Source organism: Komagataeibacter ossonobensis (assembly GCF_057359305.1).
In genome coordinates, this window is sequence record NZ_JBXAYQ010000008.1 from 1 (window position 1) to 19,852 (window position 19,852).

Annotated in this window: 14 protein-coding genes; 8 read left to right on the plus strand and 6 right to left on the minus strand. The window is 52.9% G+C overall.

Features of this window, described 5'->3' with window-relative positions:
* Positions 1–49 precede the first annotated feature (49 nt).
* Positions 50–1,555 carry an amino acid permease gene (locus AC1RQ9_RS07305; protein WP_485986201.1) on the minus strand — a complete coding sequence of 502 codons (1,506 nt, stop codon included), beginning with the start codon at positions 1,553–1,555 and terminating at the stop codon, positions 50–52.
* A 253-nt stretch (positions 1,556–1,808) separates the two neighbouring features.
* The gene (locus AC1RQ9_RS07310; protein WP_485986203.1) at positions 1,809–1,943 is read right to left on the minus strand and encodes a hypothetical protein; all 135 of its coding nucleotides are present in this window, start codon (positions 1,941–1,943) and stop codon (positions 1,809–1,811) included.
* 162 nt (positions 1,944–2,105) lie between these two features.
* Here AC1RQ9_RS07310 and AC1RQ9_RS07315 point away from each other — a divergent pair, with 162 nt between their 5' ends.
* The 3 genes from AC1RQ9_RS07315 (at position 2,106) to AC1RQ9_RS07325 (ending at position 5,373) form a co-directional block, all read left to right on the plus strand.
* Positions 2,106–3,257: an amine dehydrogenase large subunit gene (locus AC1RQ9_RS07315; RefSeq protein ID WP_485986205.1), complete on the plus strand. Its 1,152-nt coding sequence runs from the start codon at positions 2,106–2,108 to the stop codon at positions 3,255–3,257.
* 52 nt (positions 3,258–3,309) lie between these two features.
* Positions 3,310–3,858 (plus strand): methylamine dehydrogenase light chain, encoded by a 549-nt coding sequence (locus tag AC1RQ9_RS07320; protein WP_176643351.1) that lies wholly within the window; start codon positions 3,310–3,312, stop codon positions 3,856–3,858.
* Positions 3,859–4,272: 414 nt separating this feature from the next.
* Entirely contained in the window at positions 4,273–5,373 is a 1,101-nt protein-coding gene (locus AC1RQ9_RS07325) for a lipase family protein (RefSeq protein ID WP_485986208.1), read from the plus strand.
* Between the two features lie 333 nt (positions 5,374–5,706).
* Here the strand turns inward: AC1RQ9_RS07325 and AC1RQ9_RS07330 are convergent, their stop codons facing one another.
* Positions 5,707–7,599 (minus strand): NAD(P)-binding protein, encoded by a 1,893-nt coding sequence (locus AC1RQ9_RS07330; protein WP_485986209.1) that lies wholly within the window; start codon positions 7,597–7,599, stop codon positions 5,707–5,709.
* A gap of 204 nt (positions 7,600–7,803) precedes the next feature.
* Here AC1RQ9_RS07330 and AC1RQ9_RS07335 point away from each other — a divergent pair, with 204 nt between their 5' ends.
* The 3 genes from AC1RQ9_RS07335 (at position 7,804) to AC1RQ9_RS07345 (ending at position 13,231) form a co-directional block, all read left to right on the plus strand.
* Positions 7,804–9,804, plus strand: a complete 2,001-nt coding sequence (locus AC1RQ9_RS07335) for an NAD(P)-binding protein (RefSeq protein WP_485986211.1) — start codon at positions 7,804–7,806, stop codon at positions 9,802–9,804.
* Positions 9,805–9,807: 3 nt separating this feature from the next.
* On the plus strand, positions 9,808–11,262 hold the full coding sequence (locus AC1RQ9_RS07340; RefSeq protein WP_485986213.1) for an aldehyde dehydrogenase family protein: 1,455 nt from the start codon (positions 9,808–9,810) through the stop codon (positions 11,260–11,262).
* Positions 11,263–11,821: 559 nt separating this feature from the next.
* Positions 11,822–13,231, plus strand: coding sequence for a hypothetical protein (locus AC1RQ9_RS07345; protein WP_485986214.1), 1,410 nt, complete (start codon positions 11,822–11,824; stop codon positions 13,229–13,231).
* Between the two features lie 24 nt (positions 13,232–13,255).
* Here AC1RQ9_RS07345 and AC1RQ9_RS07350 read toward each other — a convergent pair whose 3' ends face one another.
* From AC1RQ9_RS07350 to AC1RQ9_RS07360, 3 genes are all read right to left on the minus strand, one after another.
* On the minus strand, positions 13,256–14,614 hold the full coding sequence (locus tag AC1RQ9_RS07350; RefSeq protein WP_485986216.1) for a hypothetical protein: 1,359 nt from the start codon (positions 14,612–14,614) through the stop codon (positions 13,256–13,258).
* Positions 14,611–15,432, minus strand: coding sequence for a glycosyltransferase family 2 protein (locus tag AC1RQ9_RS07355; protein WP_485986217.1), 822 nt, complete (start codon positions 15,430–15,432; stop codon positions 14,611–14,613). Before AC1RQ9_RS07355 ends, AC1RQ9_RS07350 begins: the two co-directional genes overlap by 4 nt.
* A 289-nt stretch (positions 15,433–15,721) precedes the next feature.
* Positions 15,722–17,113 (minus strand): aminotransferase-like domain-containing protein, encoded by a 1,392-nt coding sequence (locus tag AC1RQ9_RS07360; RefSeq protein WP_485986218.1) that lies wholly within the window; start codon positions 17,111–17,113, stop codon positions 15,722–15,724.
* A 144-nt stretch (positions 17,114–17,257) separates the two neighbouring features.
* Between AC1RQ9_RS07360 and aptA the strand changes: the two genes are divergently transcribed.
* A complete protein-coding gene (aptA, locus tag AC1RQ9_RS07365; RefSeq protein ID WP_485986219.1) occupies positions 17,258–18,607 on the plus strand; it encodes an omega-aminotransferase AptA in 1,350 nt (449 codons plus the stop codon).
* Positions 18,608–18,640: 33 nt separating this feature from the next.
* Positions 18,641–19,054 (plus strand): tautomerase family protein, encoded by a 414-nt coding sequence (locus AC1RQ9_RS07370; protein WP_193731434.1) that lies wholly within the window; start codon positions 18,641–18,643, stop codon positions 19,052–19,054.
* Positions 19,055–19,852: the final 798 nt, after the last annotated feature.

The window sequence follows — 19,852 nt, forward strand, 5'->3', positions numbered from 1 at the left end:
CAATAAGTTATATTGGGGCGCCTTTTATTCCCGGTCAGCCTGCGGGGAATCATGGCTCCATGCTGTCGGATACTTCAATCCCCCGTCCCACATAACTGCGTGAACGGCCATATCCATAATATATAAGCAGCCCCATTACCCCCCATACCGGCAGGACCAGTATCGCGATCAGGTCCAGTGACAGGTAAAGATAAATGCAGCCAATGATGGCAAGCGGCGCGAACAGCCATATGGCAGGGGCCCGGAACGGGCGGATGCGCGTGGGATCGGTCCGGCGCAGGATCAGGACGGATACCGCCACCATGGCGAATGCAAACAGCGTGCCGGAATTGGAATAGTCCGCCAGTGTCCCCACAGGCAGGAAAGCGGCACCAAGGGCCGTGCCAATGCCGGTTACAATCGTCACGATATGCGGGGTGCGATAGCGGGGATGGACACTGGCAAAGCTGTCGGGCAGCAGGCCATCACGCGCCATGGTGAAAAATATGCGTGTCTGTCCGAAAATCATCATCAGCACGACGGAAGGCAGGGCAATGGTCGCCGCAAGACCGATCAGGTTGCCGATCCGGGTCCACCCGATGGAGCGCAGCACATGTGCCAGAGCCTCATGTGAGCAGGGCAGGGGATCCTGCGCACCAGTTGCGGCAATTGCGCGGCATCTCTGGTCCAGTGCCAGTGTGCCGGGCGCCAGTATGCCGCCATCGGCCCCGGTCACCGGCTGTGCGCCAAGGGGGGAGCCAATGGCCCCAAGCGAGACCAGAAGGTAGAAAATGGTGCAGAAGGCGAGCGAGGCGATCAGGGCGATGGGCACATTGCGCTGCGGATTACGTGTTTCCTCGGCCGCTGTTGATACGGCGTCAAAGCCGACATAGGCAAAAAAGATGGATGCCGCCGCCCCGGCCATGCCTGTGATCCCGGTCGGCATGAAGGGTTCGAAATGGCTGGCGTTCATGACCGGAATGGCAAGGATGGCGAACAGGGACAGGGCCGCGACCTTGATGCCGACCAGAATGGCATTGGCCCGCGCGCTTTCGGTCGTGCCCAGAATCAGGAGCCAGGTGATCAGCAGGGTAATGACCACCGCTGGCAGGTTGATATAGCCGCCAGCGGATGGACTGTTCACCCATAAGGGGGAGATTTCGATATGGAACAGGTTCTGGATCAGCCCGATCATGTATCCCGACCAGCTTGACGCCACGGCGGAGGCCCCGATGGCATATTCCAGGATCAGCGCCCAGCCCACCATCCATGCCAGCCGTTCCCCCATCACGGCATAGGTATAGGTATAGGCCGATCCTGCGGTGGGAACCATGGACGCCAGTTCGGAATAACAGATTGCCGCGCACATGCAGATGAAACCGGCCAGGACGAAGCTGAGCATCATGCCCGGCCCCGCTTTCTGCGCGGCTTCGGAAGTCAGCACGAATATGCCGGTTCCGATGATCCCGCCGATTCCCAGCATCGTGAGTTGGAAAGCCCCAAGCGACCGGTTGAGTGATTTCTTTTTGGCCGTCGCCAGGATTGCGTCCAACGACTTCACGCGATCAAATTTCATCCACCCGGTTTCCCCCGTTTTGCCCCAGACCTGGCATTATACGCTTTCATGCGGAGCAGAACCTACGGATAAAATCGCCAAGCGCAAGCGCTGGAGGAGGGATGCGGCCATCCGTGCAGGGGCCTGCCTCATTCCCACCTTTTCCATATCGCATCAGGTACGGCGTGGAAAATCCGCGTGACGGGGGCCAAGCCACCGATCCGGTATGACAGTTCGTGCGGGCCGCTGACGTTCCAGATCGGCATGTCCACCATCATGCCAGCCTGTCCCTTGTGTTCTGCAGGTTCAGGCACTGCGCGCCGATGCGGGTAACGGCAGGGAGTATTTTCGCCAGCGTCATGCGGAACCGGGGACAGGCCATGTTCATCACGGCTGTCAGGCTGGTCATGGGGATGTACCGGACTGCGCGATGTCAACGTCCATGACATCCAGGCTACGTGGCGGCCCGGACACGTGCCACACCGTAATTTGTAATATCGGGTATGTTGGCTTACATATTGTGATATCGCAATAATATCCGTATCGTAAGAAATCTTGATGGAGGAAGTGCATGACAGGTTGGTTTCGGCGTGTATCGGCTATGGTCGTATCTGTCGTGGTTTCCTCCCCGGTGCTGGCTGCTGACCCGACACCTGTCCTGCAGGCGGAGCAGAGCGACGTCGCACAGCTTCCGGCAATGGGGGCACATTGGGTCTTTCCCTATACCAAGACGACGGCGATCACCATTTATGATGGGGATAACGGTCATGTTCTGGGCACGATCCCAGCAACCCCGCTGGCCAACAATGTCATTATGCCTGACCGGCGGAGCATTTACATAACCGAGACGTCATGGTCGCTTGTCGATCATGGGGACCGGCATGACATGCTGCAGCAGTTCGATGCCCGCACACTGGAACGCGTGCGCGAACTGGCGCTGCCGCCGCGCGCGCTGGTGGGGCGCAAGCAGCAGAATTTTGATGTTGATGCCAACGGGAAGTTCGGATTCATATTCGACCTCAGCCCGGCTTCTGCCGTCACGGTTGTCGACCTGTCCGCGTTCAGGGTGGTTCGCACGGTGGATATTCCCGGCTGCGCGCTGGTCTTTCCATGGCAGAGCGGTGGCTTTTCCAGCCTGTGTGGCGATGGATCATTGACCAACGTGGCGGTGGGAATGGACGGGAAAGCCAGCGTCACCCATTCCAAACCGTTTTTCAGCGCGGATGGCGACCCGGTCTATGAACAGAGCCTGGCGGAACGTGCAAAGGGTGATGCCTATTTCATTACCTATAGCGGCAAGGTCATGAAGGCGCATCTGGGTCCGCAACCGGTTATCGAACCAGCATGGTCAATCCAGCAGGCGGCAGGACAGCCTGTTACCGGAACCGGGGTGCAGGAACTGGCATGGCGTCCGGGCGGGACGCAGCCGTTTGCCATGTCCTATTATAACCACCATCTGTTCGCCCTGATGCATACAGGCACATACTGGACCCATAAGACGGCGGGTACTGAAGTGTGGGAACTCGATACGCAGGCCCATCGTCTGGTGCGTCGCATCGACCTGCCGACGCCAGCCAAGGTGGTTGCGGTCAGTCAGGACCAGAAACCATTGCTGTATGCCAATGGAGAAAACGGAAACCTGATGGTCATCGACCTGCAGAGCGGGAAGGTGCTGCGTAATACCCACATCGATGCGGGCGCCATGACCGTCACGCCGCCGTAAGGCAATTCCTGTTCAATTTATATTGTTCCCATTGGTTTGGAAAATACTGGTCATGACTGAATCCTTTTTTGACAGGCTGGGCGAAAAGCTGACGCGGAAAATGGCGCAGGGAATCTCGCGTCGCAGCATGATCGCCAAGGCGGGAAGTGCTGCGGTGGTGACGTCTTCCCTGCCACTTTTGCCCGTTCAGCGTGCACAGGCGGCACAGACGCAACCGGCTGCGGTTTCGGATTTTGATCGCCGTGCCCAGTCCACGGATCCGACAAAATGCGATTACTGGCGGCACTGCGCCATTGACGGGGTGTTGTGTGGATGTTGTGGCGGTGGTGTGCATACCTGTCCACCCGGCACGCAGCCTTCTCCTGTATCGTGGATAGGCACCTGCCGTAACCCTGTTGATAACCGGTCTTACGTCATTGCCTATCGGGACTGCTGTGGGCGTACATTGTGCAATTCATCGCCGGATTGCCATTGTAATACGGAAGACAGGGAACTCCCGGTTTACCGACCCCAGGCTAATAATGACATCATCTGGTGTTTTGGGGGATCGTCCGCTGTGTATCACTGCTCGACAGCAGCACTGGTGGGGCAGGCGGAATAATTACGGAACTCTCGCGTGCAAGGAACAGGTGCAGGCTGTATTCATTCGGCCTGTTCTTTATTTGTGCCTGGATCAGATCAGGTCGCATGATATCCTTGTCAGATGGTGCGGTATTCGCTGTGACATGTGGTTTTTTCATGCGGCGTACCCATCCTGTTTAATCAGGCATGTAAACCGTTCTGCCATTCAGGTCACTGTCTGGTTGCGCCTGTGGGGCGACCTTAATCTATACAATAAATTACCTGAGATGTGCAGAAAACGAGATTTCTGTGGAAAGGGAATAATTATATAATTATGTTTAATATTTCAAGAAACGCTATTTTTGCTTGTGGTTTTCTGATATGGGGTGGCACGACTTTCCATGCGCATGCCAGTACGCTGGAACAGGCGCAGCTTAAGGAATCACGGAATGCATTGGCAAACGAGGCATTCTATCAGGCTCCGCAAAATGGTAACGCCCCCACATATGCAGGCGCACTGATCCGTCAGGAACGGGCAACGGATTATATCCTTCCGCCGGGTGTACAGGCCTACCGCATTCTTTATCATTCGCTGGATGCCACGCGGCATGATGTCGTCTCGTCTGCTGTCGTGCTGGTGCCAGCCGGGCCAGCGCCGGCAGGTGGATGGCCGGTGGTGGCATGGGCGCATGGCACCAGTGGTGTTGCACGGCAATGCGCGCCATCGCTGATGAAGAACCTGTATTACGGTAACGAAGGGCTTTTTGATTTTCCTGCCCATGGCCTTGCTGTTGTCGCAACGGATTATCATGGGCTGGGAACGTCCGGTGCGCACCAGTACATGAACAAGCTGGCCCAGGGTTACGATGTCATCTATTCGGTTGCGGCCGCACGGTCGGCCGTGCCTGCTTTGGGCAGCAGGTGGGTTGCTGATGGGCACTCCCAGGGTGGAATGGCGTCATGGAGTGTCGGGGAAATGGAACATGATATTGCTGATCCCGGCTATCTGGGGACGGTATCGGTTTCCGGTACGATCAATATGCCGGATTTTGTTCATCCGCTGCCGGGGGAAGGGGGCGAAAGTTTTTATACCCCCATGGTGGCGTATGGTCTGCAGGCCCGTTATTCACAGTTTGATCCGCGTTTCATGCTGAATGATGCGGGCATGGCGCATTACGATGGGGCGGTCAGGCAGGGATGCTGGTATGTCGCCCATGCCCTGTATGATGGTCAGTCAATTGACAGCATTACCAAAAAAGGATGGCTGGATAACAGGTTCGTGCAGTCCATGTTTCATGAGGATGCAGTGGGTGGCCAGCGGTTGAAAGGACCGCTGCTGGTCATTACCGGTGGGGGCGATGTGACCGTACCACCAGAAGGCGTCAAGGCGACGGCGCGTGCGGCCTGTCACAATCACATTCCACTGTTTTTTACTGAATTGCCTGGTCTGGATCATGACCCGACCATGATCCAGTCTACTGCCATGCAGATTGCATGGATCAAGGACCGGTTTTCTGGCAAACCGGCGACTGAAAACTGCGAAAGCCTGAAATGATAACGTGATTCAGGCATGACGATAGGATCCCTGACAGAACACATTCTGTCAGGGACCGTTTGAAAATCCTGCCTTTACGACATCCTGTAAATTATGAAGAATTTTTTGGTAAAAGTTTTATTTTTTACTAAGAGACTGTTTGAAAACAACAAATTGATAAAAAACAATAAAAGTTTTTGGGTGCTGCCTTTTTTTAAAAAGGCGGCGTTCTTTTGAAGCTTTTGCAAAAAGCTTCACCAAAAACTTCCTTTAATTTTAAAGTGCTGTCATGTGCTGACTTTTCAAACAATCTCTGAGGTATTTTAAATAATTTTCAGATTTTTTTATTCTGTATCAGGTATATCCACGACTGATAAGACACTCCTGTACCGCGCGTTCGGCTGCATCTATTGCGGTATTGGTAAAGGCTGCGGCAGTGGAATCCGCATTGGCAATGGCGATCCGCCCATAAGGCTGCCGTCCGATAACATGGGGACGCAGGGCTGCGGGCATATACGGATCCCCCAGCGTGTCGTAAGTATAGGCATAGCCATGGGGCCAGCGGTTTACGGTTAGTCCGACAATATCCTGTTCATGATTGAAACCAAGGGGGCCGAACATGCGCTGAAGCTGGTCGCGGGTCTTTGCCTCGATTTCCGGGAAAGTCATGGCCAGCATTTCCTGCCGCCCCAGCCTGTTCTGTTCCTTGCGTGGATGGCCAGGGGCATTTGCATTGCGCAGCAGGTGGACCATGGTCGGGCGATCAGGGGAGGGATTGGTCGTGTATCCGCCAATATCCACCGGTTCATCCACCAGAAGGCGGGTATGGTAGGAACAGGGCGCATAAATGGATCGGGTGCCGCAACGGTGCAGTGCCTGTCCATTGCGCAGCAGGACACTGCTATACTGCATTGGAACCTTGGACGGGTATTTCAATGCATCTTTTTGTGCGTCAGGTAGGGATGGCACAATAAACGGAATGATATTGTTGAAGCATGCCATGATGACATTGTCAGCCATGACTGCGTGGCGTGTATCGGATGTATTGTCCGGTTTCTGGTACACTACCCTGACAGGTTTGTTATCATTCGGTTTACTCGGGTCGCCTGTATGTTCCACGCGCACGACCATGCTGTTCAGGCGGATACGTACTGCACCCGGCTGATCCAGCCGGGAATAATTTCCCTGTGCCATGACAACGCTGGCTGCCGTTTGCGGGGTGCCAAAAAATGATGGCACCAACCGGCCAACCAGCAGCCGTGCTACAGTGGCATTGCCATCAGGAAAGTGGAAGACAGCCGATTCATGCACGGCGTCATGCGTGACCTCCATCCCATTGAAACCGGGCGCATCCGCCTTCATCGCATCATAAGCAGGGCAGGTATCCACGCGCATATTGTTGCGAAAGGCCTTGCCTGCAAAGAAACGGATGGCCCCGTCCGACATGTGGGCATAACGGCGCAGGAATGTTTCGTAACTGATCGTGCGCAGCAGGGCCTGACGGGCATCGGGCGTCAGGTCAGGCAGGTAATTGATGGTTTGCGTATGCAGGCGCAAAAGGTCGGTCCAGGTTTCATCATCCAGCGGTGAGTCGCGGAAAAACCTGTCCCAGTTTTTTTCATGATAACCGGGAACCAGCTGATCCTTGCCGAAATTTTCCCGATCATAAAAAACAGCCGGTTCCAGTCCTTTCAGGCGGCTGGTCTTCAGGTAACTGGAATAGCTGTCCGGGCGGATGCCAAGGTCCAGCAGCAGGGATGTCGCTGTATAGCTGTAAGGGAAGGGGGTTTCGATACTCATCGTCCCGCCATAGCCCAGATATGTCTGTCCCTTGTACTGTAATGCATTCCGTTTGGCATGGCCGCCAAAATCGTCATGGTTGTCCACGATCAGAATTCGCGCATCCGGCCCCATCGCACGCTGGTAGAACAATGCGGCCGACAGTCCGGATATACCGGCCCCCACGACAACCAGATCATAATGTTCACCCGTGTCGGTTGCCGTGACCTGCCCGGTAAACAGTCCGTCGCGTGCCGCATGGGCAACTTCGAAAGAGCCGGGATACTGCCCGCGCAGGCCGGTTCGTAGCGGTGGGTAGGATGCAGCTGTTGTGTCCGGGGAAACCGGGATGGATGGAGCCGCCTGCGCGGGGGATGGCATGGCGTTGACCATGATCGGCAGGATCACGCCCTGTATCACGTTGCGGCGTGTTATCCGGGGCGTATCGGCTGGAGATTTATCGCTCATTCCGGGTCCATGCGTGTGGGTTGCATCTTATGCGCATAACACGTTCCTTTTCCAGAACAAACTGGAATTGCGCTGCTCATGTTTGCGGTTTTCCGACCGAAAACGTGCCGTTTTTAAATCGGAACGAAAGGGCATGGTCATGATCATCAATTAAGATTATTTTGCCAAATCATTTCATTCCGACTTCAAAAGGTCTTGTTCCGGATGTCAGGGAAAACAACGATTTCCACGCCCGCGGTTACGCGTCGTGATTTTATCAATGGTGTGTTGGTCAGTACCGCGATCGGCACGATGGCAGGACGGGCGCAGGCAGAGGACGCCGCAGCCATTGCCCCGCCGGCACGGACCGGCATGCGTGGCAGCCACCCCGGGGCGTTCGAGGCAGCACATGCCCTGCGTGACGGCACCGTTCCGGCCCATAAGATCCAGAAGACGGGCGAGGTCTATGACCTTGTTGTCGTTGGCGGGGGGCTGAGCGGTCTTGCGGCGGCCCATTTCTTTCGCAAATATGCGGGAGCAGACAAAAAAATCCTTATCATCGATAATCATGATGATTTCGGCGGGCATGCCAAGCGGAACGAATTCAGTGTTGATGGTGCCCGGATGGTGCTCAATGGTGGTACGCTGGAGGTCGAATCTCCCGAACGCTACAACCAGTGGGCACGGATGATCCTGGATGACATCGGTGTCGATCTTGATCGTTACCTGAAAGAAAATGCGCCTAACGAGTCCCTCTATTCCAGCCATGGCATGGGACCGGGCCTGTTTTTCGATCAGGAAACATGGCATGCCGATATCCTGGTGCGCAGCGCCGCCGGCACGGAAAACTGTCTCAATGCCCATGCCCTGCAACATGCCCCACTCAGCAACAGGGCACGCGCGGACCTCATGCGCCTGCTTTCGTCACGGCAGCCGGATTACCTGCATGGCCGCTCGGTTGCGGAAAAGAAGAAATTCCTCGCCAGTATTTCGTACCCGGATTACCTCCAAAACTGGGCAAAGGTGGACCCGTCCGTCCTGTGGTTTTTCCGCAAGGCGGGCAGTGGCGTTTTCTGTGTAGGGTCGGATGCGCTGCCCGCGCTGTTCGCCTGGACAATGGGCCTGCCGGGATTTTCGGGTCTGGGTCTGGGGGACGTGCCGGAGGGGCTTCTGGCCGACCTGCCTGGTGGCCAGCATGGGCGGCAGAAGGAAAGCGGGCATAGCGTCCACTTTCCCGATGGCAATGCAACCCTCGCCCGCCTGCTGGTTGCCTCCCTCATCCCCGCCTCAACAAAGGCGCGCACGCAGGAAGACATGGCGACGGCCACATTCGATTATGGGGCGCTGGATCGGGCCAGATCCAATGTACGCCTGCGACTGGGCAGCATGGTGATGAATGTCGCCCATGACGGTGCCCCGGATCAGGCACAGCATGTATCAGTCCTGTATGCCCCGGCGGGGGAGGCTTCCCCCACGCACTATCACCAGGTGCAGGCCCGGCAGGTGGTCATGGCGGGCTGGAACATGTTCATTCCCTATCTGGTGCCAACACTGCCCGAGACCCAGAAGAAGGCGCTGGCCTATGGTGTCAAGGGACCGATTGTTTATGTAAATGTGGCATTGCGTAACTGGCGGGCATTTGAAAAACTGGGGGTAAGTGAAATCCGTTGTCCGGGAATGTATTTTGATGAGGTCTCGCTTGCTGAACCCACGGCCCTTGGCGAGCTTGCCCTGCCATCCGATCCCGACCGTCCCATTGTCATCCGCATGATCAAGACGTTCAGCGTGCCGGGCCTGCCAAAGCGGGAACAGTACCGCGCCGCGCGCGGTATGCTGCTGGGCATTTCATTCGAGACGTTTGAACATGAAATCCGCAACCAGTTGCAGCGCGTGCTGGGTGCGGGTGGATTTGACGCCACCCGTGATATCGCCGGCATAACCGTCAACCGCTGGCCGCATGGTTATGCCTATACCTATAACAGCCTGTATGACCCTGCCGAATGGGTGTTTACGGAGACGGAAACACGACCCTGCGTGGTGGGCAGGCAGCTATTCGGGCGCATTGCAATCGCCAATTCGGATGCAGCGGCCAGTCCCCATACCGACGCCGCCTTTCTTGAAGCCCATCGTGCCGTGACGGAACTGCTGGATGCAGGCCAGTATCCGTTTGTTCCGACCGTTCCCGGCAATGCGGCTGGTACACATACCAACGAAGGAAAAATGTAAGTCATGACACGCGACAACCCGATTTCCGCGCACGCCCACCAGATGTATTGTAATGGGCAGTGGGTTACGCCAGACGGGCGGGAACAGATGGATGTCATCAATCCCGCGACCGAGCGGCCCTGTGCCCGGATCACACTGGGCAATGCCCGGGATACGGAACGCGCGATCAAGGCTGCCCGCGCGGCTTTCCCCGCATGGTCCATGTCTGACCGCGCCACCCGCCTGGCAGCGCTGGAACGGATCGTGGAGATTTACAAAAGGCGCATGAAGGAAATGGCCCATGCCATTTCACTGGAAATGGGCAGCCCCCTGACCCGTGCGTATGACAGTCAGGCCTGGGCGGGGATGGCGCATCTGGAAGAAATGGTGACGGTGCTGCGTGACTTCCCGTTTGAGGAACGGCGCGATGATATGCTGATCGTCCATGAAGCGGTAGGCGTTACCGGCCTGATTACGCCGTGGAACTGGCCGATGAACCAGATTGCCTGTAAGGTTGCGCCAGCACTTGCTGCGGGCTGTACCATTATCCTCAAACCCAGCGAAGTTGCTCCCCTCAGTGCCCTGCTGTTTACCGAAATCCTTGATGAAGCTGGTCTGCCACCGGGTGTGTACAATATGCTGAACGGCACAGGCCCCGAAGTGGGGGAGACCATGGCCCGTTCCCCGCTGGTCGACATGGTGTCCATTACCGGGTCCACCCGTGCCGGTGCGGCGGTAGCGCGTCTGGCCGCGGATACGGTCAAGCGCGTCCATCAGGAACTTGGTGGAAAATCGCCCAATATCATCCTCCCGGACGCCGATCTGGAACAGGCTGTGGCGCAGGGTGTGCGTAAATGCTTCAGCAATTCGGGCCAGTCCTGCGATGCGCCAACCCGTATGCTGGTTCCCGCGGCCCGGATGGAAGAAGCGCTGGATATCGCCCGTCAGACGGCCGCCACCATTCGGGTGGGGGATCCGGCGGACCCGGAAATTGATCTTGGCCCGGTTGTCAGCCATCTTCAGTTTGATCGTATCCAGACCCTGATCCACAAGGGGATGGATGAAGGGGCCACGCTGGTCTGTGGTGGACCGGGTCGCCCGGATGGTCTGACGCGTGGGTATTATGTGCGCCCGACCGTCTTTGGTCATGTGACAACAGACATGGCGATTGCGCAGGAGGAAGTTTTCGGGCCGGTTCTGGTCATAATGGCTTATGATAACGACGAACACGCCATCCAGATCGCCAATGACACGCCGTATGGCCTTGCGGCGTATATCCAGTCAGGCGATCTGTCCCATGCCCGACATGTGGCCCGTTTCCTGCGGGCGGGTAACGTGAATATCAACGGTGCCCCATGGACTGTTGCAGCGCCATTTGGCGGATATGGACAATCTGGTAACGGGCGGGAATGCAGTGTGTATGGCCTGCGTGATTTCATGGAAATCAAGGCAATCCTTGGATACTGGACGGCATCATAAACGCGGTTAAGGCATTCAGGCTGATCTACACGCGTCTTTATCCATAGTGGAGAGGGCGCGTTGGGGCGGTCAGCATGTCATTGGTGTCGCCATTGAAATCCGGAAAATCGATTGTATCAGTTGTTGCGGTATTTTTCCCCTGCAACCGGATTGCCCTGGTGATGGACAGACCCGTCATGTGTAGACCAATGAATATCCGGGGTTCTGACGGCTGTTGAATAAATAAAATAAAAGTTTTTGGGTGTCGCCTTTTTTCAAAAAGGCGGCATTTTTGAGATTTTTTTGAAAAAAGCTTCACCAAACAATTTTTCTAATTTGCAGACTATTTCAAATAGTCTCCTGGCGAAATCTGATCGAAGTTTTTAAAAGAGAAATTAATCTTACCTAAATATCCTGCCGTGCTGTCACATCGTTCCTGTGGAGATGTTTATCAATGCACGACTGTAGGTGGTTTGCAGTTCATGTTCAGGTACTGCTTTCATGTTTAATAATCGTAGCCGGAAATGAAGCGAACGGTGCATTTGCGCAGACTATCCCGGACATATACGATCTGCGGCGCATGGGTGCCAGACTGGATGGTTCCGTCAATGATGAACCACGGATCATCTCTGCCTATAATGCGGTTCCGGACAATGCCACCCTGATGCTGCCATGCGGAAAATGGCCGGATATGCGCAATAAATCCGGATATCCCTGGGCACCCCATATCGTTGGAAAAACTGTAACGTGGGAGGATATATGCGGTCTTTCCTTTGGGAATACAATGCAGCCACTCGATCTCGCGCTGGGAGATGGTGATCTGTATATCCGTAATCTTGCAGGTGGGCGCTGGTTCCGGCGTACGGATTTCAGTGGCGGCAGTGAACATCCGACCGTCAGTATAGGATATTCGAATTATAGTGCGGATAACCGCTGGGCCTGGGGCAACGTATTTCCCGATAAACCCAATCTGGAAGTATATACCATAAACGGGGCACATGATCCTGCCAACAGGGATGTCAATGGATCGGTTGTCGGTATAAACGATGTTATGGATTCCTATGGGAATAATACGTGGTCAACACAGGATCAGGGCATAAAAATAAAAGCCAACAAGTATGGACAAAGCAGTACATGGGCCATTGTTTCCGAACTGAATGACTATACCGGCCTGCCACCGCAATCATGGGCGCAGACCAATGAACTGGATATCAATGCAAACGGGGCGGATGCTGAGGAAAGTGTTTATGATCCCAAACAGTCAAACAGAAAACTGCTCTACCTGTCTGCGGGACCGCATGGTTTTGATCAATACGTTCCTGGCAAGGACTATGATGTCGGAAACAGGGTCGTTAATATGGATCGAGGTGGAATACCGGCCATATATATATGTACCAGATCGGGAAAAGCCGGATTTAAGAAATTGGCATTCCCGGATCGTATCCATGATTACATTACTGATGGAACAGTCACATGGATGCGTGGCGCAGATTACAGGGTAGGAATCGGGGTTGGGATATGGGCCAATCGGGATAATAATGACCCGAATGTTTCATTCAATACATTCCTTTCAGGTAATATTGTGGTGCGAAACGCATTTATTGATACGACACAGATATCCCTGACAGAACGCAATAGTGCAGCCATTCGTCTTGCAGCCAATCAGATCATTGATTTTTCTGCTGAAGGTACCAATAGCAGCAAAAATCAACATACGCTGCAGTTCTCAAATTATATGGGACATAACCTGTTGGCGTATCAGGTAAAAGGTGCAACAACATTCAGCGTGGATGATAATGGGAATATATGGACCGGGGGAACCCTGACGTCAGGAAATGGGTTGCGCCTTGCATCCATGACGCGTCAGCAGATCCTGAATATCCGGGATCCGCAGGAAGGAATGGAAATCAATAATAGCAACGATCATGTTCCGGTCATTTTTGAAAACGGGCACTGGTATCCTATCGCGCTTGGTAAGGCTATTGAATAAAAGGGATGACATGTGACCGTTGATTTATAATGATTCCAAATACTTTGAGTATTCAGACATGAGATTATATTTTGATGAGAATATACCAACACCTCCACAGAAATGGGCTAGCCCGCGCGGCTCTATGGCATTAAAATCGCTGTCGGGAAAATTAACAATATATGCCGAAAGATCCGTCAGGTTGAAACGGCCAATCTTTTTCAATGCGTAATTGAAACACGGTTGGTCATAAGCTTTCAGGTCATGTCCCCATTTCCTGTAGGCTGCGTGACATATTCTCAGGGTTGTCTGAAACAGGGGTGTCACCGATTGGATATTGTTGAAACAGAAAATGCCGGAATTTACAAATAATGTATTCCTGTCATTAATATGTGGATCGGTGCAAATGAATGCCTTTCCAAACCAGATGTCCTGTCCTTCTTTGCCCTGTTCCGTATTAACCAAAATGCTGTCGCTCAACAGGGTTTTTACAACAAGAGATTTAAGTGACGCATTACATATAACGTCAATATCGGAATAGATAACCGGTTGATAGGAAGAAAGGCTATCCAATCGTGTGATCGTGAACCGTGCGTACAGATATTCCATCTTTGACAGGAAATGTGCCGGTATTACTTTTTTCTTGATGATGAACGTGGTGGCTTCCATTACCTCATCAATATCGAGGTCGGTTATGATAATGAATGTAAAATTTACCCCCGATCGTTTCATGATGGAGCGCGCGCATAGTACAAACATATCCAGGAATTCACGTTTCCCGAATATGGAGAAATATATCGCAGGATTCAGGGGTATTATCTGTTCAATACTTATATTATCATACAAAATGGTATTGTCACGGAATGATATTTGTGAATTCTGGTCAAGACTGAAACTTATGTCAGCATACCGGACATGAAATTTTTCCAGTATGCATTCTGTCGCATTAAAAAACTGTCCTAGCGATCTTGAATAAAAACCATTTTCCATCATGGCTTGTAGGAAAACAAATCCATCATATGGCAGAAGGAAGAATTTTTCCCAATTTTCCCGATTATGTTTCAGGTCCACCGTCCCATTGGGGTCGGATGATATATAGGTAGGCCCATTGGAAAGAAAAATGAATTGTCCTTCCTTATGGATCTGAAGATAGGACATGTCCCGGGAAGCCGTAAAAATACGTCCCTTTTTTATGTAGAGACATACTTCTTCTTGCTGTAATTTCAGGCAGGAATGATGGCAATCAAACAAAAGTGGAATGAAGCACGACTGAATAGATGTGGCCTGCACATGCCCTTCTGTTGATACAGATAATATATGTCCATGGAAATCCATCAACAAATATATATCAGAAGATGTCTTGTCTTCTTGAAATATTATGTCGGATTGAGTGGACAGGGTCATGGGGTTTCCGATAACAGGCCGGATAGCGTATCAACCGAAAAAATTATATTTTTCGTTTTCTTCAGGAAACGCAAAGCGGACAGATCCTCGACATCATTCAGATCAGCATATCGGAAACCTTCGAGGATCTTTTCATCGTCAAAACCTGACGTATCCATATCTGGATACCCGCGCTGGAGTTTCCTGATCCATTCATTGCGACTTTTGGTATAATAATGATTGATCTGGCATTCATCATAGATCGGAATATGACTGACGATACCTGCCTTTTCCCACTCGGGTTCCTTATGGTGGACATTAACGGTCCGGCCATCAATCTCGAAGACATGGGGATTGATGCAATGCTTTGTCCTGGCGGGATTAAGTATTGTCTTTACGTGGCGTGCGTTGAAAAAACGTTCATCTGATCGTTTGGTAAAGGATTCAATCACCAGACCTTTCGGTGGAGTGATATGCCCCGAGGATCCAAACATGGCCCAGTTCAGGACCAGTGCATCATAATTGATATATTTTTGAAGAAAGCTGTTGATGTTGTCATCGTTCTTGGGGACAATAAATTCATCAGAGTCGATGAAGGCGATCCATCTGAATTCATCGCGATATGTTGAAATACATGAATTGTAGGCGTCTATTTGGTAAAAATATTCACTATTTCCCCATTTGTGGTATCTTATATCGATAAAGTCTGAAATTCTTTCGATTTCATTTCGTGTGTTATCTGTCGAATTGTTATCGAATATAATGATGGTATCAAAGCCAAGGCTTTTATGGTAACATATCCACTCTTTGATGCGGTATTCTTCATTTTTTACAATCATGCATACGGCGGATTTAAAGGGATACATTTTCCAAGGCCTGATAGATTTTACTAAAGTACGAGCATCCTACAGAATAATATTTTACAATCGGTAAAGATCACGATGACCTGCATAAGCTTGTCGAAAGAGGGCAGGATCAGAAAATCCCATATTTTATTCACGAATTCAGAGCGATATCCATGGTTTTGGCTTGATGCAGCGTGAAAGGCACATAGGGAATGAATACACTCCATATTTTAGGATATGCTGAATAATATTAGCCATAATGGCTATTTATTAATTTAATGGACTATTTTTTTATATTTTCAAGGAACGTGAAAAGACGTGGATTATCCGCATGGGCTACATTGAACCGGAACCATTGTGAAGGCTGTTCGTCCGGGCGGAACAGGTGACCGGGGGCAAGCATGATGTCATATGAGCACGCGCGTGCGGCCACGGCGCGCACGTCCGTGTCTTCCCGAAACCGTGCCCATGCGAACATACCGCCTGCAGGCGTGAAATAAAGCTGCATTCCCGCCTGTTCCAAGCGGGCGCAGACCCGTGCCTGCGCCCGCGTAAGGCTTTCACGCAGATGTGCCAGATGGGGATGATACAACCCGCTGCTGACGATAGTATGGACAATTTCCTCGTTCAGGGAAGCTGTGGTCAGGTTGCTGGCCATTTTCTGGCGCAGGATGCGCTGTGCAGTGTCCGGGTCACATGCGACATAGCCCACGCGCAGTCCCGGTCCGATGGTTTTGGAAAAACTGCCGATATGTATGACCGTTTTCAGGCCACCCAGTTGTGAAAGCGTTTGTTGTCCGTTGGGGGCAAGGTCAAGGAATATGTCATCCTCAATCACCGTTACGTTATTCTGTCGGGCAATACGCAGGACATCGCGCATGTTCTGCACCGTGCTGCAGGTGCCGGTGGGGTTGTGCAGGATGGATGTGGTGATGAACAGACGCGGCTGGTACTGGCGTATGATCCGTTCAAGCTGTTCGGGGCAGGGACCATCACGCAGGCGTGGAATGCTGGCGATCTGCAACCCCAGTGCCTGTAATGCCGGATAGAGGTTGCAGTAACCCGGATCTTCCACCAGAATCGTATCGCCCCGCGTCGAAAGGCAGCGGACCGCCAGTTCCAGCGCCTGGCTGGCCCCATGTGTCAGGATGATGCTGCTTTCGTCGCACCTGATGTCCCGACGCGCCAGCATCTGCCGGATGTTGTGCCGCAACCCGGCATGGCCGTAGGGATTGCCATATTCCAGCATACCTGCCAGTTTCTGTGTGGAGAGTCCCGTCAGCGCACGCTGGGTCGCCGATGTGAACAGCATGTCGGACGGAAGCCAGCCACATCCAGCCTTGATGACCGGGGCCTCGTCCTCGTATGCATGCTGGAGCAGCCACATCGAATCAATCGACCGTTGTAGCAGCGGCGTCTCGGGCGCAGGTCCGGTGACGAAATACCCCCGAGTGCCCCGGCTTTCCAGCAGTCCCGCAGATGCCAGACGCAGATAGGTATTGGCGACCGTGATGGTGCTGACCCCACATTGTCGTGCCATGCGCCGGATGGAAGGCAGGCGTTCCCCCCGACGCAGCATACCGCTGCGGATACGGTCTTCGATATCCTGCCCGATCTGGCTGACCAGAGGCGTGGCGCTGCGCCGGTCCGGATTGGGAAAAGAAGAAGAAGTCATGGAGGATGTGTTCCCAATCAGTACAGTTTCACGATGTGTCCGCTGATTGTACATATACAGGGCGTTGGTGGGGCATTACGTTTATGGAATGAATCGTCTCCGCACCAGGGATTGGGGACGCATTTCGGTAACAGGATTTGTAACATGGCTCAGGATTCAGAAAAAGCGGACCTTCTCCGTAACGAGCGTGAAGGGGTTTATTGGCAACCTTTTACCGCCAACCGTCTGTTGCGCGCCAATATGGAACCCCGCACGCTGGTCAGCGCCAAAGGGGCATATTACACCACCAGCGAAGGCAACAAGGTATTTGATACCCTGTCGGGCCTGTGGTGCACCCCGCTGGGACACGCCCATCCGCGTATTGTCGAAGCCGTGCGCAAACAGGCCGAGACACTGGATTTCGCGCCCTGTTTCCAGTTGACCCATCCCGGCGCCATTTCGCTGGCTGAACGGATTGCCGACCTCGCGCCGCAGGGCATGAATCATGTCTTTTTCGCCAATTCCGGTTCTGAAGCGGTGGATACGGCACTGAAGGTTGCGCTGGGCTATCACCGGATCAAGGGGGCGGGCAACCGTTTCCGCATGATCGGCCGCGAACGTGGATATCACGGTGTGGGCTTTGGTGGCATGTCCGTGGGTGGCATCGTGTCCAACCGCAAGATGTTTGCGGCAGGCATGATGCCGGGCGTCGATCACCTGCGCCATACCTATGAACCCCAGCATATGGCCTTTACCCGGGGGCAGCCGACATGGGGCACGCATCGGGCGGAAGATTTGGTCCGACTGGTGACCCTGCATGATGCCTCCACCATTGCGGCGGTCATTGTCGAGCCGGTGCAGGGATCAACGGGCGTGATCGTGCCGCCGGTCGGCTACCTGCAACGCCTGCGCGAAATCTGCACGGCCAATGGTATCCTGCTGATTTTTGATGAAGTCATTACCGGATTTGGCCGCATGGGCGAAAATTTCGGCGCCCAGCGTTTTGGCGTGACGCCGGATATCATCACCTTTGCCAAGGCCGTGACCAACGGTATCGTGCCGATGGGTGGCGTGATCGTTACCGACGAAATCTACAATACATTCATGACCGGCCCGGAAAACGCCATCGAGTTCTGTCATGGCTATACCTATTCCGGTCATCCCATGGCGGCAGCCGTGGGGCATGTCGTGCTGGATGTCATGCGCGAGGAAGGCTTGCTTGCCCGAGTGCGTGAACTCGAACCCGTGCTGGAGGACGCCATCCACAGCCTGAAGGATCTGGATGTCATTGCCGATATCCGTAATATCGGGCTGACGGCAGGCATTGACTTCAAGCCGGCGGAAGGCAAGCCCGGTGCGCGAGGGCTGGCGCTGTTTGAAGCGGGCCTGCGCAACGGGCTGCTGCTGCGCTGCACGGGTGATACGGTGTCGTTCGGACCGCCGTTCATCTCTACCGCGCAGGAACTGCGTGATATGGTTTCGACACTGCGTAAGCTCATTACCCAGGTGGGTTGAGTAACTGGTTTCAGATAGGAAAAGGAAAATATTATGCCTTTGCTGCATTTTCACGTTGTAAAGGGCCAGCGGAACCCGGCCGAACTGCGCGGCCTGCTGGACGCGGCGCACGATGCCATGCTGGAAGCCTTCAAGGTGCCGGCCCGTGATCGCTACCAGCTGGTATCCGAGCATGAACCGACCCATATGGTGATCGAGGACACGGGGCTGGATATTCCCCGCACCCCCAAGGTCGTGCTGCTGCAGGTCGTTTCCCGCCCGCGTGGCAAGGAACAGATTGCCGCGTTCTACAAACTGCTGGCGGAAACACTGCAGGCCCGCTGTGGCCTGGCGTCATCCGACCTAATGGTTTCCATTATCGAAAATCAGGATGAACACTGGAGCTTTGGCCTTGGCCGGGCACAGTTCCTGACCGGTGAGCTGCCGCTGCCGGGCGCGCCTGCGTAATATGGATACAGCCGGGCCTCATAAAGCCCGGCTGTTTTCTTATTTATTTCTAATATTTGGTTTTTTATTTTAGATATATACGAATTTATTTTTTAAATTATTAATACATGCGACATTTATTTTATATATTTTGATACAGCCAGAAATCTTTTGTGGCCGTATGCAAGGAGCTAATGTACTTATATGATTTTTTAATTTTTAGATATAATTATTATTTTATTATATATTTTTAAATATTTATGCAGTACATGATTTATACGATAAAGAAATACAGTGTAATAAATATGGTATAATATAACATATTTATCATTGCATGCAGATTGATATCGGGAAGTCAATCACTTGCAGCCCTCAATGATTTTTTATGGCAATTATGTGTTGCTTATTTGGCACGCGATGCAATTGGATGCATCCCTCATGCGGAATGGGGCCGGCAGTGTATGATTAAAGACGTTCTGGTTGTTTCAGGGGTGTTGTGACCTGATTGAATTTGCACACTATAGTATTGATTTTAAATATATTTCAATTTGAGTTTCTTTTTTTTGATCGAACTGATGCGTGGGCACGGGGCACCATGGTCATATGGTCACTGTAGGTGTGTTTTTTGTGCCACATATATCGCTGCACTTTCGAAATTGTAATGGATAAGAAAGATTGCTCCTATGCAGCGTAGCTTGTTCCGAATAGGAATTGATCATTGATCAAAGTCTGAGTTTTGGACGCGTGGGAGAGCAAGTGGATGTGGATGCTGAGACCAAGGTACATATCTTTACTCTTGACATCATCAGCGCTGATTTT

What these genes read in the sequence shown, in the direction of transcription:
- AC1RQ9_RS07355 (WP_485986217.1), bottom strand. Translation starts at nt 15,432, where the DNA reads ATGATTGTAAAAAATGAAGAATACCGCATCAAAGAGTGGATATGTTAC.
- AC1RQ9_RS07315 (WP_485986205.1), top strand. Translation starts at nt 2,106, where the DNA reads ATGACAGGTTGGTTTCGGCGTGTATCGGCTATGGTCGTATCTGTCGTG.
- AC1RQ9_RS07360 (WP_485986218.1), bottom strand. Translation starts at nt 17,113, where the DNA reads ATGACTTCTTCTTCTTTTCCCAATCCGGACCGGCGCAGCGCCACGCCT.
- AC1RQ9_RS07340 (WP_485986213.1), top strand. Translation starts at nt 9,808, where the DNA reads ATGACACGCGACAACCCGATTTCCGCGCACGCCCACCAGATGTATTGT.
- AC1RQ9_RS07320 (WP_176643351.1), top strand. Translation starts at nt 3,310, where the DNA reads ATGACTGAATCCTTTTTTGACAGGCTGGGCGAAAAGCTGACGCGGAAA.
- AC1RQ9_RS07345 (WP_485986214.1), top strand. Translation starts at nt 11,822, where the DNA reads ATGGGTGCCAGACTGGATGGTTCCGTCAATGATGAACCACGGATCATC.
- AC1RQ9_RS07350 (WP_485986216.1), bottom strand. Translation starts at nt 14,614, where the DNA reads ATGACCCTGTCCACTCAATCCGACATAATATTTCAAGAAGACAAGACA.
- aptA (WP_485986219.1), top strand. Translation starts at nt 17,258, where the DNA reads ATGGCTCAGGATTCAGAAAAAGCGGACCTTCTCCGTAACGAGCGTGAA.
- AC1RQ9_RS07310 (WP_485986203.1), bottom strand. Translation starts at nt 1,943, where the DNA reads ATGACCAGCCTGACAGCCGTGATGAACATGGCCTGTCCCCGGTTCCGC.
- AC1RQ9_RS07335 (WP_485986211.1), top strand. Translation starts at nt 7,804, where the DNA reads ATGTCAGGGAAAACAACGATTTCCACGCCCGCGGTTACGCGTCGTGAT.
- AC1RQ9_RS07370 (WP_193731434.1), top strand. Translation starts at nt 18,641, where the DNA reads ATGCCTTTGCTGCATTTTCACGTTGTAAAGGGCCAGCGGAACCCGGCC.
- AC1RQ9_RS07305 (WP_485986201.1), bottom strand. Translation starts at nt 1,555, where the DNA reads ATGAAATTTGATCGCGTGAAGTCGTTGGACGCAATCCTGGCGACGGCC.
- AC1RQ9_RS07330 (WP_485986209.1), bottom strand. Translation starts at nt 7,599, where the DNA reads ATGAGCGATAAATCTCCAGCCGATACGCCCCGGATAACACGCCGCAAC.